Origin of the sequence: Desulfovibrio sp. (genome assembly GCF_019422935.1) — a bacterium.
Classification (GTDB): domain Bacteria; phylum Desulfobacterota; class Desulfovibrionia; order Desulfovibrionales; family Desulfovibrionaceae; genus Desulfovibrio.
Genome location: NZ_JAHZCJ010000001.1, coordinates 469,621 through 485,208 on the forward strand (window position 1 = coordinate 469,621; position 15,588 = coordinate 485,208).

Genomic DNA, 15,588 nt, shown 5'->3' on the forward strand with positions numbered 1-15,588 from the left:
ATGATTTTATAATTATTTTTATTTTTGAAGGCAGACAGGAAGAATTGCAGGAGGTTGGCGTCTGTGGAATATTTCTACGTTGCTGTAGAAAAAAACAGGCCCCCCAGAGCGCCGTATCGTGGCGCCTGGGGGGCTTTCTAAATAGATGTTTTATTTTAGCGTGTTATGTGAAAAAAATAGAAAATTTCAAAAATGTAGAAATTATTGGTACATCTTTGTAATGACTGTGTTGTGCTTAGATAACATGCTAAAAATTATTACAAAAAATTCATTTTTGGGGGCAAATTTAGGCCTTTTTTAAAAATACCGTTTTGTAGAAACTTCATATCTACTCGGTTTCATCCTTACGGTACACGGGGCGAAAAGCTTTGTAGGTTATGCCGTACTTTTTCATGCGCAGGGCCATGATTCTTTCCGTCAATCCAAGGCTTGCAGCGGCTTTGCCCATCTGGCCCTGGCTGAACTCAAGCGCTTCGGTGATTGATGCGCGTTCCAGCTCGTCCAACTGCTCTTGCAAACTGCCGGAAAGCCCCTGGCGGATCAGCCCTGGCGTGAGGCCGGAACTGGCCGCAACGCGGCTGCCGTGCAGAGCAGGGGGCAAGTGCTGGGGCAACACAAGGCCTTCGCGGCCCAGCAGCAAGACGGCGCGCTCCATGACGTTTTCAAGTTCGCGGATGTTGCCCGGCCAGGTGTAGCGTTGCAGCATATCCATAACAGAAAGGGAGAGGCGCACGTTGTTGCGCCCGTTTGCCAGCGCGTATTTTTTGATAAAGTGGTTTGCCAGCGGCAGAATATCCTCTGGTCGGAAACTCAGGGGCGGCAGGAAAATGGGGAAGACATTGAGGCGGTAGAACAGATCGCGGCGGAAGGTTTCTTCCTCCACCATTTTTTCCAGGTCACGGTTGGTGGCGGTGATAAAACGCACATCAACATAATGTGTTTCCATGCCGCCAAGGCGCTCGAAGGCTCTTTCTTGTAAGACGCGTAGCAGTTTTGCCTGGGTCATGAGCGAAAGCTCACCCACTTCGTCCAAAAACAGCGTGCCGCCGTTGGCAAGCTCGAAGCGCCCTTTGCGAGTTGCGTTTGCGCCGGTAAAGGCCCCGCGCTCATGGCCGAACAGTTCGCTTTCAATGAGGTTTTCTGGCAAGGCGGCGCAGTTGAGAGAAATAAAGGGCTTGTTGGCGCGCGTGCTGCCCGAATGGATGGAGCGCGCAGCCAGTTCTTTGCCCGTGCCGGATTCGCCCTGTAAAAAAACTGTGGTGCTGGACGGGGCAACCTGCGCAATCTGCGCGTAGACCTTTTGCATCACTTCAGAGTTGCCCACAAAGCCGCGCGGCCTCAGGGGGGAGGAGGCTTCTTCATCCATGCGGCCCTGCGATTCAAGGGCGGCGTGCCCAAGCAGGGTTGATATAATGGTAAGCAGGCGCATTTCGTCTTCAAGCGTTGCATCGTCCACCAGCAGGTGGTCAACCGACAGTGCGCCCACAACCTGGTCGTTGAGGCGGATAGGCACGCAGATGAACGAAATCCCCTCCTTGCCCAGATCGCGAGAGCGGGTGCGGTTCAGAAACAGGGGCTCTTCAGATACATTAGATATGTACATGGAACGCCCGGTTTCGATCACGCGCCCGGTGATACCCTCGCCGCGCACGTAGCGGCCCCGGCGGGCCTCAGCGGGTTTGAGGCCGTAGGCAGCCTCAATGCGGATTTCGCCGCTGTTGGGCGAAATAAGCGTGATTGCGCCGCGCATCATGTGCAGATGCTCTGCCATAAGCTGGAGCGCCTTGTTCAGGGCAACCCCCACATCCGTGGCGGAATTGACCACATTGGAAAGATCCAACAAAAGGCGCAGCTGCTCTTCGCGGTGGCTGTCTGCGTTGGCGGGAGAGCGTGACACGGTGCCGGGACGGGGAGATGTGTTGCTGGATTTTTGCATGCCGTGCTTATACCTCAGGCCGGGGCAAACATGCAATCCGTCAGCGGGTTACGGGCTGCAAGAAAGAGCCGCCGGGGGGAGGGCACTTGCGCAAGCGGGCTGAGGGCAGGCTTGGATATAGTGGGGGAGTGGAAGGATGGGCTTTGCGGGCAAGAGGAGCAGATCAGATAACGGTCTAACTGATTTGGCGGCGCAATAGGCTACGATATCAGCAAACGCCCCTAGTTCATGTGATAGCAGCCAACTGATTAGTGGCGCAACAGGATTAGGGAACTCCCAGCTCTGAATATGACCTTGGGAAGCCCCTGACCGCTGAATTTTATGCCAATTTTAAAAAGTCGCTTGACACCTGCCCCCTATTGCCGTAGATACACCCTTCACAGCGCGTCCCCATCGTCTAGCCGGCCCAGGACAACGGCCTTTCACGCCGTCGACAGGGGTTCAAATCCCCTTGGGGACGCCAATTGATTCCAAGAGGTTACAGTAAAAACCTCACCAGATACCCACAGGGGGTTAGTCCTGGGGGTTAGTTTTGAAAAAGGCTGCACTTAAGTGCAGCCTTTTTTCGTTTCCAAATAAGAAAGTCTGAATCATGTTCTCTACTCCGTGCCAGTTGGGATGAGTTTACCGGAAACCAGTCCCTGGTTGAGGCGAACCACGTCTGCCTTTGCCCCTCCCCCCTGCTTCTCTTCATTTTCACTTGTAAAAGAATCCTTTTTCCGTGAAAGCGCGGAAGGGGCAGGAAAGGGGTGACAATTTGCAGGGCCACGGCTTGCCAATGCGCTCAGGGCATCCGAAACTTCCGCGAAAGCTCCAAGGCTGTGCAGGTACCTGTCCGTGGTTGTCTGCTTTTCATGTCGTAGGGCGTGCTGGATGGCGAAGAGGCTCTTGCCCTCCTGGGCCAGAATGGTGGCAGCCAGGTGCCTGATGGCATGAAACCCAAATGGTTTCACCTTGGCCTTGGCACAAAGCCTTTTCATCACGTGGGCTGCCGTTTTATAGGGTTGCCCGACGTACGGCTCAACCGGGCAGGTGAACACATGGTTCCCTTTGCCCTGGCGGTATTGCCACAGCCAGAGCATGGTAGTGCGCACGTCCTCATTCATGGGCATTTCGTCACGTTTTGCCGTGCCTGTGCGGGTTTTGCGCGTTGTTAGCACAACGGTGCCGCGCTCAAAATCCACATCCTGCCATGTCAGCTTAAGCAGCTCGCCCTTTCGCGCTGCGAGGTTGAGAAAGCAGGTCAGCATGGCCTTCTCACGCTCTGGAGCTGCCTCGTAGACCTTCCAGAAATCCTCTTCCGGCGGGATGTAACGGGGAACCCGTATCTCCGCATACCGCTGGCAGGCCAGAAAAGAATCCGGCATATCCAGCGGAAAGTGGTCGAGATACGCTGCGCCCCACTTCCAGGCGGTGGTCAAGATTTTACGGTCTTTGTTGGAGCAGTTGGGGCCGCGCTGGTCATGCTGCCAGGCAAGATACTTGCGGGCCTTTTTTCTGTCGAAGGATTCAACTGTATCATCTGGTGACAGTCCCTTGGTTTGCTCAAGGTAGCGGATGAACCGCCGAAAGCCGTCACGTTTCTCTTTAAAGGTCGCCAGGGTGTTGCGCCGCTGGCATTCTTCAAGGTAGGCCGTTCCCCACTCAAGAATCGTCACCCGTTGGGGCGCGGAGACCAAAGGGGTCACTTTTTCCGGCGCAGTCGCGGCTTCTTCCTCCAGTTGCTTCCTGGTGGTTACTTCCCACGCTATGGCATTCCTCTCGTCGGCCTTGCTGCTGCCAAACCATTTTACCGCTGCCATTCTGCCCTGAAACCAGACCTGTCCTTTCCAACGCTTGGGGGAGCCCTTCTTCTTGCTCGTGAAGGTTGCCATTGAATATCTCCAATATGCGATTTTCAAGGAACCTTAGAGCGTGCCCAATCCGCACACCCCCGAACGCTGTATAATACCGCCTGACCGTTCGCACATCAAGGCGGAAGATCGCAGCGACTTCTCTTGCTGTGAAAATACGGCCCAGTGGGCTTTGAGATGGGGGCAATTGGCTTTTCATCAGGATTCCTGTATTTTCCTTAATGAAAATCCAATGCCATGTCAGATGATGAAAAAGAGACTGCAAGAATTTCCCTCCCCCCTACAAGTGACGGCTTTATAGGGTAATGGTGATGAACAGGCGTCCAATTCTCATTATTGGTGACATTCACGGATATTTTACTGTCCTTGATGCCTTCATCAAGCGCTTTGAGCCGCAATTGGTACTCCAGTGCGGCGATTTTGGTATTTGGCCAGGGAGAAATGTAGAGAGATTGGCCTCTGGCTTTAAGACAGAGGCCGGACAAGTCGTGCCCATCCACTTCTGTGACGGCAATCATGAAAACCACCCTAAATTGCGCAAACTATGCGAATCGGCGATGGCAACTCTTGAAGTGGGAGAAGGTGTATTTTATCAACCACGCGGCTCTTTAATTACTTTGCCGAACGGTCATGTCGTACTTTTTGCCGGAGGAGCCTGTAGCGTAGATAAGGATATGCGCACCCCCGGTCAGGATTGGTTCCCAGAGGAAATTCTGACTGCAAACGATTTCGCGCATTTTCCAGACATCCCATCCGTGGATGTAGTAATTTCTCACGCTGCTCCCGCTTCCCTGAAGCTTCCACCACTTCTGGATGCAAAAAAATACCATGATCCTTCACGGGATGTGTTGGATAAGGTGCTACAACGCTATCGTCCAAAACAATGGTTCTGTGCCCACTACCATATCGCATTCAGCAGCAAGATAAAAAATTGTCGGATTCAAGCTCTTGATTGCGGGCACAGCCACAAGTGGAAAGATGAGATCAACAAAGATGGGTATGCTGTGTACGAAGTGTGAACATAATCATCTGAGATATCGTCGATATTAAATTGAGGCATAAAAGATGGCCTGTGAGATGTACTAATGTGGGATGTCGAAGATATAAAAGAAGCCTGTGACCGAATTGAGCGGAATACGGTTTATGGGGCTTTTGAATGCTGCCAGCATTTTTTTTCCTCCATCATGGGTAATGAAGACATTCTCAAATTGCGTGGATTTTTTGAAGATAGACGTCTCACTTGGAATGCTCTTTACAAAGCTTGGGATTCTGCCTTCTCTGATAGGATTCCTTCTGCTGACGAAAGTACCCTGACAAAGATTCTGAGTGATCGAGCCGCGAAGGAAGCACGGGCTCTTGAATATTTTGATGGAAGTAACTGTTTACCCCTCTATCACGAACTTGAAAACAGAAGCTTCCGAGAAATATTACCGTACATTCGGACTCATTACAGACTGAATCTTGAGCGGTTGTTTGAAAAATATGAATACAACCCAGAATTCGTAGAAACTCTCTTTTCCCTATGCGAAATGCGAATGAAAAAGCTGGAGAAGAAAAGATCCGTTACCCCTTCTCAAATAGAAATTTTACATCAGGTATTGCAGGAGGATATTTTTGCAAGGGTCGACTCTTGGGCTGCGCTCATTGAATATGTCACCCTATTAGTTCCCAAGGATGCAAGTGAAAACAGTGCCAGAAATATACACGATACAGACAATCTTTACGATGTATTGATGGCTTTGCAGATTCTCAGATACGAAGGAAGAAAGAAATATCCGATCTCTCAAATTACAACCTGCTCCTTATGTTGGCGCGTGGCAGATACTTCCAACGCAAAAAAGAAGGATAAAGCACACTGCCATGTCCATCACTATGAGAAGACTGCTGAGAGGCCAGCAAGAAAAAAGGCATATGAGCGAGCCTTGGCGGTTAATAGAAAACTTCGCTATGCCCATTCTTCACGAAGCCGTTTGTTGGCTGCCTTGACCAAATTTTTCCCGTATGATGAAAAAATCATTCAGATTGGCTTGGATCTCTGGAGTTGGTGGGAGTACGAACCGCCACAAAGCGTTTGCCCCAGCTGCGGGGACCAAGTTTTTACTGATGACTTCTGGGAGGCATTGCCTCATGTGGCCAGGTTTCTGCGGCAGCAGGGATGCCCACTTGAGTCTCTTAAGGCTATAATTGAGGCCATGATGCCCTTAGATTCTAGCGCTGATGGTCAAACCGCAGACGCCTATGATCGATGGATTACAGCATGGACTAACGACATCCGTTATTTTCTTCCGGTGATGGCCCACGCGGAGGCATGGCTGGCAATCTATGAGGAATTGTATCCGTCCCTCCCTGTAGATCGGTAACCGGGAAATTTTTCCAGTCTCATTTCACTTTGAGTTTTTTGTACACGGTGATCCATGGAGGTCACCGTGTTTTTTTATACCCACGAAGTTTCTTTACCGATGAAGATCCCCGAAGGGCGCACTTATGCAAACACGCTTCGCGGTTTGCGTGCGCGGGGGCTGCGCCCCTCGACCCCGCGATGCAAAACGCACAAGGGCTGCCGGGGGTAGGCTGTGGCGATTTATCATCTTCACATGCAGACCATCAGCCGCGCAGACGGCAGAAGCGCGGTAGCTGCCGCTGCTTACAGGGCTGCTTCTCGTCTGACGGCTGCCGATGGTCGTGTGTTCGATTTTCGGCGCAAGCAAGGGGTGGTGGCGCGACAGGTTTTTGTGCCTGAAGGTTGCCCCTCCATCAGCAGACAAGACTTGTGGCTGTTGGCGGAGAACACTGAAAAACGCAAAAACTCCACCCTGGCTCGCGAAATGGATATGGCCATTCCTGTGGAGTTGAACAAGGAGGAGCGGTTCAAGCTTACGGTCAAATTTTGCCGCTGGCTTGCTCAGGAATATCAGGTGGCAGTGGATTGCTGCATGCACAGAAAGGACAAAAATGACCCGCAAGAAAATCCTCACCTGCACGTCATGTTCACGACTCGCTGCTATTCGCAGGACGGGACGCTGGGCGCAAAAACCCGAGAGCTCGACGACCTGAAAACGCGGACGACTCATCTTCTGCGCCTTCGTGAAAAATGGGCAGATTTCTGCAACGAGTATCTTCAATTTTATGGAGAAACAATCGATCACCGCTCCTTCAAAGACCAAGGAATTGATTTGTTGCCGCAGATACATATGGGGTCTGCGGCAACAACAATGACACGACGTGGTTTGAAAACAGAGCGAGGCATACTCAACCGGGCTATTCAGGGCAATAATTCTAGCATCATACAACTACAAAAGGAGATTGAAAATGTCAGATATTTGGGAAGCGAAAGTAGCAGAGAACGTTCAACGAGAATTGACGAATATGCACCCACGTATAGCAGCTTATTTGAAAAAACTGGTGAAGGAGGAAGCAAACAACGATTGGGGGCAGGCCTTGGCACTGGTGGATATGGTTCACAAGGAATTATTGGAGGTAGAAGCTCAACTACAAAATATGGGCAAGGGAGCAGTTCCGCCATCTCATTCGGTGCAGAATCTGGTGGCACGTCTGGAAGCACTGGAGCAAGACCATGCGCAATTGAAGACGGATGTCCGGCTTCTGCAGCCCTTACAACCAAAACAGAACGGCTAGCGGCCCTGGAGGCCCTGACACAAAGTTGTGTCAGGGCCTCCAGAAAAATTCAAGCGGATATTCATGCTCTGGTTGAGGCAGCAAACTTGCGCTGTCTTGAAAACGGCATTCGCCAGCACCAAGTGCAACTTCTTAAGAAGCGCAGCACTGAGGTCTTGGTGGAATGTGGATCTGTTATCAGGGAAATTCTTCATGCTGTGGATAGGGTCAACGCGCAGGCAATCCATCAGGCGCACTTGATCTCCACACCCCATCCTTCATCGCGCTTAAGTGCCCTTGCTGAAAAAACCGCGAGCATCATTTCGGTCAGCCATAATATTCAACAGGAAATTCTGTCGGCTGTTGATCGCAGCGACATTCAGTATATTCAGGACTACCTGGAGAAAACACGCCTCAAACAACTCAAGGCGTCCTGTCTAAATGTCTGTGTTGAATGCGGCTTCGTAGTCCGTGAAATTTTTGAGGCTACTGACAGGCTGGATGCCCTGTTCTTGGAACAATGGCTTGCCCGGCACAGCGCAACAAAAACTACGGATGAGCAAGGTGCGCACCGGATTCTGCCCTTACACAGCCCCGGCATACTTAGGATGAGCCTGGAGAATCCTGAACCGTCCCAACGGGCAGAGCACAATGGTGTGATTCGGATAAATTTTGATGCGCTGGAACCCTCTGGGCCGGATTACCCGGAGGATGCATCAAGCACCCCTGACAGCGCTGCAACCGATTTTGAGCCGACGTAGCGACGCAACCAACAAATACACAGGAGATACCTATGGATAAAGACAATCAGACAGCTCCCAACAGTCCTGCGCCCTCCGGAGCGCTTCGTAAAACTCTTGCGGAAAAAATGCTCAGCCTGCAACACCAAAAGCAGAAGCTGGCTCAAAAGGCAGCCGCACTGAACAAAGAGGCCCGCAAGGAGCGTACCGGGCAACTTATTGCCTGGGGCATTATGGTTGAAAGTAGGTACCGAAACGCCGTCCCTGAACACAGAGAACGCCTTATCTCTGCCGCTCGAGAATTTCTTAAGGACAGGAACCTGAGCCGCGCTCTTGCAGGCTTTGGCCGACTGGATGATGAAATGGCAACTATGGAAAAAAATTATCAAAATGATAATACTGACAAATAACTACAGTCAGGATTTATTTACAAATGGCACAGCAACGATTTGTGCAGTATTCAAATTCTCATTTGTTCCAAACGTTGCCCCGCGCAGCATATGTATTCTGATCCAGTTATTTACCGGGTAGATGTACGTCTGCCCCTCAATAATCCATCGCAGCATTTTTGCCGTGTAGGGATGACCAGTACCTATCCTGCTTTCAACGCGGCAAAATACTGGAGTTCGGCTTATGGGATTGGACAAAAACAGGGGAGCCGCCATCAGTGCACCCAACAAAGCAACATTAATGAATATAGCCAATGACAGCCAGGGAATCAGGAGCCGTAAGGAATAAAGGCCTGTTTTGCAGACATGCACAATGATGCCGAGTAAAGAGAGCAATAGAGCCAATGGCGGCACAATAAGCCCCCGCATGGCTTCTTTGCCCAATGCCTCGTGCTTGCCGCCACTGTCAAATTCAGCACTGGCAGCAAGAAGAGCCTTCTTTTGTTCTGTAACCAAATGCTCATACCAGGGGATATATGTTTGTCGCTCAAAATCTCTTGCGCTCATCCCGTTTTTTAAGACGGCGCTTTCAGGCGCTTGTAAGGCTTCTCTCCACTGTCGCTGCACAACGGGGTGCTGAAGAAATGTCTCGAAATCGTTAAAGCCTTCCAAAGGAAGCTGAGCCATGCGCGGGTTAGCCTTGTTTACGGCCGCTGTTAGTTGCTTTTTCGCTTCCTTTTGAAAAGCTTGTATAAAGGTTGCTTTATCTGAGGGATTCCAGTCGTAAGGAACGGGGATGCCTTTTTCCCGTATAGAGTAGCCGACATCGTGATGCTTCCACTGTGGTATTTTGGCAGGCGTCGTTTTGCGCTGATTGAGTTCATCGACGAAGTCCTGCCAGGCTTTTTCAGCTTCGTCCGGGATAGCGCGATAGGGAATTATCACCTCATGGACATATTTCTTATATACTTCTCCCCAAGACTTCAGGGAACTTCCAAACGCGCCTGAAAATAGCTGGTCAGGTGCCCCCATGAGCTGCGTTACACTTTGTCGCACAAGGCTATCCAGGTTGCGCAGAATAATGGCATCACCATTGGGCAGATGAGCCACAAATGGACTGAAAAGCGCGACGAAAGCTTTACCTGCTGGTGAAGCCAGAATTTCGGGGCTGATGTCTATCCCCTGCAATTCCACCTCCCCTCTGCGCAATTGGTGCGAGGCTAGGGAAACCAGCGTGGCCACCCGTCGCTCGTAGGGGCTGGAATGCTGCACCAGAGTATCGATCAGCAGTTTCTCAGCATGAAATACACAAGCAATCACAGGAAGAGCAATAAGTGTACTCATTTCAATGTATTTTTTCCAACTGGCCTTGCGGTGGTGCAGCCAGGGAAGCACAAATGTGCCGCAAAGAGCCAGGGCCACAGCCAGACCGGAAATGATCCGCCCCCAAAACTCCACTTTTTCGATGGCGTGACTGTCCGCCTGTCCGCCTGCCACATCAAGCAGACGGGCATTGAAAGCGCATTCCAGCAGAAGATAGGCCAGCGTGATGCCTACCAGGGCAATGAGATAGGGAGGTTTACGCTCCGAATTTGCCGCTTGTGACTGAACAGCCTGTTCCTGCGTCATAATTGCTTTCCACTTGATGGTAGTATGAATGCTGGAGAATTGCTAAGAGCAGGCTCCAAGCCGGGAGAACATTACAACTAGGGATCGAGAATGAGCACAGGCTTTATCTGTGGTGAGAGTGCTTTCTGCCCGGCTACGCCCTCAGGCTCTCCCATGCGTACTGTGGCAGTAGGGTCGAGAGGTGGCGGCAGCGAGATTTGCGGCGTGGAAGCAACTGGTGCTTTTGCTGATACGGAAGTTGCTTTTTCATGATTCGTTGGACGCTGCTTACGATTAACTGGTTTGCTTTCAGCCATGGTGACGATTTTCGGACCGTGCAAGCCATTATCCAGCCACCAGACCCGGACCGAGTTGGGAGAATCCATCGCTTGCATGACCTGGGCAGGTTTTTGGGCAACATCAATAATAAAAGGTTTGTCGGGGGCACCTTGTAACTTGTAGCCTGCCATGCCTGAATCCAGGGTGGGCAACATCAGAAGCATATTTTGTACCGTGCCGTCAGCACGGATGCAGGCAAGAATGGCATAGTCAGTGCCACGATCAGTGAACTGCTCCACAACGCGTACATGAGTATATTCTTCTCCCAGGTGCAATATCCAGTTGGACGCGGAAACCACCACATATTCGCCAGAAAAGCGCAGCCTTACCAGGGCACGCCGTTTTTCAGCTCCACTTAGATCTGCCATATGTTCTTGGGCAAGACTGCCAAAAGCCGCATCAAAATCACGCCCTATTCTCTGCGCTGTGCACGCGGATAAAAACAGACAAAAAACAAGAAAACTGGGTACAGACAAAGAACAACGGCGCATCATGGAGCAACCTTTTACTGGATTTCGGGTATGGGCATTTTTCCAACCTTGGCCCGCAGCGGTATAATCCAGGCAGCCTTCAAGTTCGGGATATTAAGCGTGTTGGCTCCTGCCCCCATGCCAAGAAGCGATGCCAGCGCTTCTTGCAAGGCGGGCTTAACCTTGTCCGGCACTGTACCTATCATTTCATTTGCCTGTTCCAGTGAAACCATACTGTATGGGCTGAAGTTTTTCATGTATCCTGAAAGAATATCGATGGCCTGATTCAGGTCTTCCTTCGGTATCCCTTCAAGATTCATAACATGCGTAAAGTCGCCTTGTGAGAAAGGCAACGCATCAGAAGGCAGGCAAGCCGCCGGCATGGCTAACACCAACATGAAAATGATGATTTCTGTTTTTATATTCATTTCTTTGATGAGATAAAAACAAATTACTTTGTATTATGTTGATGGCATAATCTTTTTAATGTCATTGATCATGTTCGTTATCTCTTCAACAATTTTTCTCCGTCTTTCAAACAGACTTAGATAGCTAAACAATGTGCATACAATCAAGCCGATAAATGGAATTACGAATACCGGCACTTGGAAAGCGGTAATTAGATTAAGAAGAAAGGCTAAAAATGACAGTACTGCAAGGATCAAAAAAACCCAACCACGGGATCCTTTGTTTATATCAAATGTTTTAAATATATTGCCATGTACACCTGATATCACCCATTCTGCATCCGTTGTGGTGTTTTTGACAAAGCAGGTGAGACGCTCTTTGCCATCTGAAACCTCACAAATGGCAATCTTGTGTCCCGGTCTAAAGGCCAAAGATCCAGGAAAACCCCATTGAACCTCCTTGCCATTATGATTTACCCAAACCTTTGTTTCCCACGACGTATGTGAGCTGATGCGTACGTCGGACATATGGCCTGAGCCATTAGAAACCGATCCGCCTCCACCTTGACCGTGAACATGGGTGGTGCCCACTTCATCAAGCTGAAGAACCTCTCCCTCAAGAATTCCTGCGACCAGCTCAGCATCCCCGATTGTATATTTCCGCGTAGTTTCCATCATGTTCTCCTTTTCTATTTTTTAGGCTCTAAACGGCAGGGCGGCTTTTGTTACTAAGGAACCTTGGTAGCTGAGATTCCTTAGTCAGAAGTGGCATCCCATCTTTCTAAAAACGCATATGGGTTACAACTGAAATCAGGGTTACAACTGTGACTCTAATAAAGTCAAGAAAAAATATGCTAACTTGATAAAATGAGAAGCGAACCTGAGATATATCAAGAAATTTCGGAGGTATTGGAGCGGCGACGTGTGGATTTGAAAATGTCGAAAAGACAATTAGCTAAATTAACTGACATAACGCCTGTATACTTAAGAGAAGTGCTGAGAGGTGATAGAAAACCATCCGTGGTTATTCTTATTTCACTATGCTCAGCCCTAAACTTAAAAATGTCTGATATATTTCTTAAATTAGAAAGACAAAATAAAATATGAATTAATGCAGAAGAATAAAAAACGACTCATGAATAGCCAACATCGAGATCTGTAGCTAGCTTCATTGATGCATGAAATATTCATTTAGTATCTTATATTTTACGATAATGGCTATTCAGGGAGCTATTGATTGGCTGTTTTTTCCACCAAGGTATAACTCGTGCTGCGCCCGCCGCTCTCGCTTTGCAGCAAAATACCGTATCCCATCAATTCCCGAATATCCCGTAAGGCGGTATCCGGAGAACACTTTGCCAGTTTTGCGTATTTGCCACTGGTCAGTTTCCCCTCGAATCCGGTTAACATGCGATTGATAATAGCCCGCTGGCGTTCATTAAGCGGATACTGATTGGCGTATTGCCACACATGAGCCTTACGAAAGACAACGGCCAAAGTTTCATCGGCTCCATCAATAGCCCGCCCAAGGCAGCCAAAGAACCAATTCAGCCAAGGCGTGATATCCAAGCCGCCCTTTTGGGTGCGTTCCAAAATATCGTAATATTCCTTACGCTCCCGCTCAATCTGGCCGGACATGCTGTAAAAGCGTTGCGGACAGTCATCGGCCCGCGCCAGGGCACAATCAGCAATGGCACGGGCTATGCGCCCGTTACCGTCCTCAAAAGGGTGGATAGTCACAAACCAGAGGTGCGCTATTCCCGCCTTCAGTACAGGATCAAGTTGCAACGGCGCGTTGAACCACTCCAGAAAGTGCTTCATTTCCGTCTCAAGGCGTTCTGCCGCCGGGGCTTCAAAATGAACCTTTTCATGGCCGATGTAGCCGGAGACAACTTGCATGGGACCAGCTTCGGGCTTGCGCCATGAGCCCACGGTGATACGCCGTGATGCCCCAAATCCGGTAGGAAATAGCGCCGCATGCCAGCCAAACAGACGTTCCGCTGTTAGCGGTTCAGCATAGTGCTGCGTTGCGTCCAGCATCATTTCCACAACGCCTTCCACGCTTCTGCTCGGGGCCGTCAAGCCGCCAATGTCAATTCCAAGCCTTCGAGCCAGCGAAGAGCGCACCTGGGGCACATCAAGGGATTCCCCTTCAATGGCGCTCGACTTCACCACATCCAAGGTCAAAGTCTCCAAGCCAGCCTCAGCGCGAATGGAGAAGCCAAGGGCATTCATCCGCCCCAGGAGCAACCCCTGCTTGTGGCGTATGGCGGCAAGCGGTTCCGCCAGCTTTGTAATGTCCCACTGAAATGTCGGCCAGTTCGGCCTATCGTGAATATAGCACATAATCTCCGCACCTCTTGCGGTGAATGTGACAAGGATTCCCCGCAAAGGCAATATTCACCGTAAAAAATGCGGTGAATGTGGGCACATTGAAAGCTTTAACAGAAAATTTCGGGATGAAAGTTAAAATTAAAACGTGTTTCTGTCCCTGCTCGATGCCCGCAGAACGGTTGAAGTATGGCGGCAGGATACGATCAACGGCGACCACACAGTCCTTTAGGCTGGCTGACACCGGAAGAATTTCGCGCAAAGAATATAAACCTGCAACCCATTGGAACCATTAACTTACGATGGTTTACGCAGTGGGGTAAGGTCAGACGGTGGAGGCTCAAAGCTTAACTGGACACGCCAGGTTTTACAATGAACGGACAAACTCGGGGGTGCTGGGCATGGAAACGGCGGGAGCGAGGCAAGTTCATCGCAGACGGCCCAGATGGGAATACCTGCACGTCTGCGTGGATGACGCTTCCAGCGCTGCGTATACCGCTGTCCTCCCGGACGAAACGCCGAATCGGCGGTAGAATTTTTCTTTATGATTTTTTACAGATGGATTCTCTGTTAAAGAACTTTTAAAGACCGATTATCAGCATTAAACCGCACATAATTTCTATCTTTTCAAAAAGTTGCAAATTTTGTCAAATGTTCGCTGAAACTGCCTGTCAATATTGCTGAACATTTTTGTGAGCACTGGAAATGGTTGTTCATGTTGATATCTGTAAGTATACTGCATTATATCTACCGTAATGCCATTGTTTATATTTTTTTTAAAAGTATTGCGAATTTCATTGACTGTGACAACGCGATCGTCGGCCAGGGCGATCACGTAGCGTCGTGCCCCCATGCTCCGCAGACGTTCCTCACGTTCACTGTTGCCTATCCCATAATCAAGCATACAGCGAAAGGCTTTTTCAAACTCGGTGTTGTCTGAGAGCAAAACTTCAAGTCTTTCTTTTGAAAGCAGGCACTCCCTGAGTTTGCCCACGGCTTCGCTGTCGAGGATAAACTTTGATTCCGGGTGCAGGCCGCTGACGACAGGCCCGCCACAAAATGAAACATGCCGTGATGCTGAAAAATATCCCGACATATTTGCCATCATGACAAGGTCGCCGAGAAGAGTCCCGATAGAGTAGGTAAAAAAATCAATTGTGGTATCTTTATCGATGGCCGGATGAAGATCATTCTTTATCATTTCAACAAGATTGATGAGATCATAGTAACTTTCTAGACCCGACTGGATAAAGCGCTCAGGCTGTTCGCAAAGACGTGCGCTAATGGCCGCATTGACAAAGCTGGAACTGGTGAGCGTTGGCAGGGTACGCTTCCGCTCGCGGCTCAGCTGCGCCATGCGTTGCGGATCTGCCCACTTGGCCGGGGCGCGGTTCATATGGAATGCGAGGGGAAAAAGAACAACGGCATGGCCAGTCGCTTCAACAACGGATGCGGCCCACGGCAGATATTTGGTCCAGTATCGTTCATTCAGGCCATGGAGCATGATGACAACATTGCGGGCTTTTCCCATGCCAGCTGGCATCATCACATGGTATCTGAAATTATTATTCTCCTGAATTTCTTCATCAACTTCTGATCCCGTGGCGCTGGCAGCAATCCCAGAATATGCCGAGACACCCCTCTGCCGAGCGGGTGAATGAAAGCTGAAATTTCTGACGACAAAGTTATTGCCAAAAGGCACTTCGTCCTCTGAAAAACTGACTCCGCCCGAAAAAAGTGTGACAAGTTTTGAATAGAGCATATATGTAATCCCTCCAAGTTGTATGATAGTAATACAATTTTAATGCTATCATAATCATGGATTGGCTACTATCAACTAGATTTATACACTATATTTGCATAATTTTAGAATGTCATTACATATATCTATACCTTTAAT

The 15,588-nt window shown here is 49.7% G+C and carries 13 protein-coding genes and 1 tRNA gene; 6 read left to right on the top strand and 8 right to left on the bottom strand.

What is annotated here, in order from left to right; all coding sequences use genetic code 11:
- Nucleotides 1–328 precede the first annotated feature (328 nt).
- Nucleotides 329–1,936 (bottom strand): sigma 54-interacting transcriptional regulator, encoded by a 1,608-nt coding sequence (locus tag QZ383_RS02075; RefSeq protein ID WP_192111589.1) that lies wholly within the window; start codon nt 1,934–1,936, stop codon nt 329–331.
- Between the two features lie 386 nt (nt 1,937–2,322).
- Here QZ383_RS02075 and QZ383_RS02080 point away from each other — a divergent pair.
- Nucleotides 2,323–2,399 (top strand) — tRNA-Glu (locus QZ383_RS02080).
- A 136-nt stretch (nt 2,400–2,535) separates the two neighbouring features.
- Here QZ383_RS02080 and QZ383_RS02085 read toward each other — a convergent pair.
- Entirely contained in the window at nt 2,536–3,810 is a 1,275-nt protein-coding gene (locus QZ383_RS02085; RefSeq protein WP_291442593.1) for a site-specific integrase, read from the bottom strand.
- 290 nt (nt 3,811–4,100) lie between these two features.
- On the opposite strand from QZ383_RS02085, the gene QZ383_RS02090 reads away from it, so the two are divergent.
- The 4 genes from QZ383_RS02090 (at nt 4,101) to QZ383_RS02105 (ending at nt 8,554) form a co-directional block, all read left to right on the top strand.
- Nucleotides 4,101–4,808 carry a metallophosphoesterase gene (locus tag QZ383_RS02090; RefSeq protein ID WP_291442595.1) on the top strand — a complete coding sequence of 236 codons (708 nt, stop codon included), beginning with the start codon at nt 4,101–4,103 and terminating at the stop codon, nt 4,806–4,808.
- Nucleotides 4,809–4,874: 66 nt separating this feature from the next.
- Entirely contained in the window at nt 4,875–6,149 is a 1,275-nt protein-coding gene (locus QZ383_RS02095) for a hypothetical protein (protein WP_291442597.1), read from the top strand.
- 234 nt (nt 6,150–6,383) lie between these two features.
- Entirely contained in the window at nt 6,384–8,165 is a 1,782-nt protein-coding gene (locus QZ383_RS02100) for a MobA/MobL family protein (RefSeq protein WP_291442599.1), read from the top strand.
- Nucleotides 8,166–8,197: 32 nt separating this feature from the next.
- Nucleotides 8,198–8,554, top strand: a complete 357-nt coding sequence (locus QZ383_RS02105; RefSeq protein WP_291442601.1) for a hypothetical protein — start codon at nt 8,198–8,200, stop codon at nt 8,552–8,554.
- Nucleotides 8,555–8,560: 6 nt separating this feature from the next.
- On the opposite strand, the gene QZ383_RS02110 is transcribed toward QZ383_RS02105, so the two are convergent.
- From QZ383_RS02110 to QZ383_RS02125, 4 genes are all read right to left on the bottom strand, one after another.
- Nucleotides 8,561–10,162 carry a hypothetical protein gene (locus QZ383_RS02110; protein ID WP_291442602.1) on the bottom strand — a complete coding sequence of 534 codons (1,602 nt, stop codon included), beginning with the start codon at nt 10,160–10,162 and terminating at the stop codon, nt 8,561–8,563.
- 77 nt (nt 10,163–10,239) lie between these two features.
- A complete protein-coding gene (locus QZ383_RS02115; protein WP_291442604.1) occupies nt 10,240–10,974 on the bottom strand; it encodes a hypothetical protein in 735 nt (244 codons plus the stop codon).
- A gap of 11 nt (nt 10,975–10,985) precedes the next feature.
- Nucleotides 10,986–11,378 (bottom strand): hypothetical protein, encoded by a 393-nt coding sequence (locus tag QZ383_RS02120; protein WP_291442606.1) that lies wholly within the window; start codon nt 11,376–11,378, stop codon nt 10,986–10,988.
- 33 nt (nt 11,379–11,411) lie between these two features.
- The gene (locus tag QZ383_RS02125; RefSeq protein WP_291442608.1) at nt 11,412–12,035 is read right to left on the bottom strand and encodes a hypothetical protein; all 624 of its coding nucleotides are present in this window, start codon (nt 12,033–12,035) and stop codon (nt 11,412–11,414) included.
- Nucleotides 12,036–12,224: 189 nt separating this feature from the next.
- Between QZ383_RS02125 and QZ383_RS14460 the strand changes: the two genes are divergently transcribed.
- On the top strand, nt 12,225–12,464 hold the full coding sequence (locus tag QZ383_RS14460; protein ID WP_365860778.1) for a helix-turn-helix transcriptional regulator: 240 nt from the start codon (nt 12,225–12,227) through the stop codon (nt 12,462–12,464).
- Between the two features lie 123 nt (nt 12,465–12,587).
- Here the strand turns inward: QZ383_RS14460 and QZ383_RS02130 are convergent, their stop codons facing one another.
- Both QZ383_RS02130 and QZ383_RS02135 read right to left on the bottom strand, forming a co-directional pair.
- Entirely contained in the window at nt 12,588–13,703 is a 1,116-nt protein-coding gene (locus QZ383_RS02130; protein ID WP_291442610.1) for a Fic family protein, read from the bottom strand.
- A gap of 604 nt (nt 13,704–14,307) precedes the next feature.
- Entirely contained in the window at nt 14,308–15,450 is a 1,143-nt protein-coding gene (locus tag QZ383_RS02135; RefSeq protein WP_291442612.1) for a DUF6051 family protein, read from the bottom strand.
- Nucleotides 15,451–15,588: the final 138 nt, after the last annotated feature.

What these genes read in the sequence shown, in the direction of transcription:
- QZ383_RS02075 (WP_192111589.1), bottom strand. Translation starts at nt 1,936, where the DNA reads ATGCAAAAATCCAGCAACACATCTCCCCGTCCCGGCACCGTGTCACGC.
- QZ383_RS02085 (WP_291442593.1), bottom strand. Translation starts at nt 3,810, where the DNA reads ATGGCAACCTTCACGAGCAAGAAGAAGGGCTCCCCCAAGCGTTGGAAA.
- QZ383_RS02090 (WP_291442595.1), top strand. Translation starts at nt 4,101, where the DNA reads ATGAACAGGCGTCCAATTCTCATTATTGGTGACATTCACGGATATTTT.
- QZ383_RS02095 (WP_291442597.1), top strand. Translation starts at nt 4,875, where the DNA reads ATGTGGGATGTCGAAGATATAAAAGAAGCCTGTGACCGAATTGAGCGG.
- QZ383_RS02100 (WP_291442599.1), top strand. Translation starts at nt 6,384, where the DNA reads ATGCAGACCATCAGCCGCGCAGACGGCAGAAGCGCGGTAGCTGCCGCT.
- QZ383_RS02105 (WP_291442601.1), top strand. Translation starts at nt 8,198, where the DNA reads ATGGATAAAGACAATCAGACAGCTCCCAACAGTCCTGCGCCCTCCGGA.
- QZ383_RS02110 (WP_291442602.1), bottom strand. Translation starts at nt 10,162, where the DNA reads ATGACGCAGGAACAGGCTGTTCAGTCACAAGCGGCAAATTCGGAGCGT.
- QZ383_RS02115 (WP_291442604.1), bottom strand. Translation starts at nt 10,974, where the DNA reads ATGATGCGCCGTTGTTCTTTGTCTGTACCCAGTTTTCTTGTTTTTTGT.
- QZ383_RS02120 (WP_291442606.1), bottom strand. Translation starts at nt 11,378, where the DNA reads ATGAATATAAAAACAGAAATCATCATTTTCATGTTGGTGTTAGCCATG.
- QZ383_RS02125 (WP_291442608.1), bottom strand. Translation starts at nt 12,035, where the DNA reads ATGATGGAAACTACGCGGAAATATACAATCGGGGATGCTGAGCTGGTC.
- QZ383_RS14460 (WP_365860778.1), top strand. Translation starts at nt 12,225, where the DNA reads ATGAGAAGCGAACCTGAGATATATCAAGAAATTTCGGAGGTATTGGAG.
- QZ383_RS02130 (WP_291442610.1), bottom strand. Translation starts at nt 13,703, where the DNA reads ATGTGCTATATTCACGATAGGCCGAACTGGCCGACATTTCAGTGGGAC.
- QZ383_RS02135 (WP_291442612.1), bottom strand. Translation starts at nt 15,450, where the DNA reads ATGCTCTATTCAAAACTTGTCACACTTTTTTCGGGCGGAGTCAGTTTT.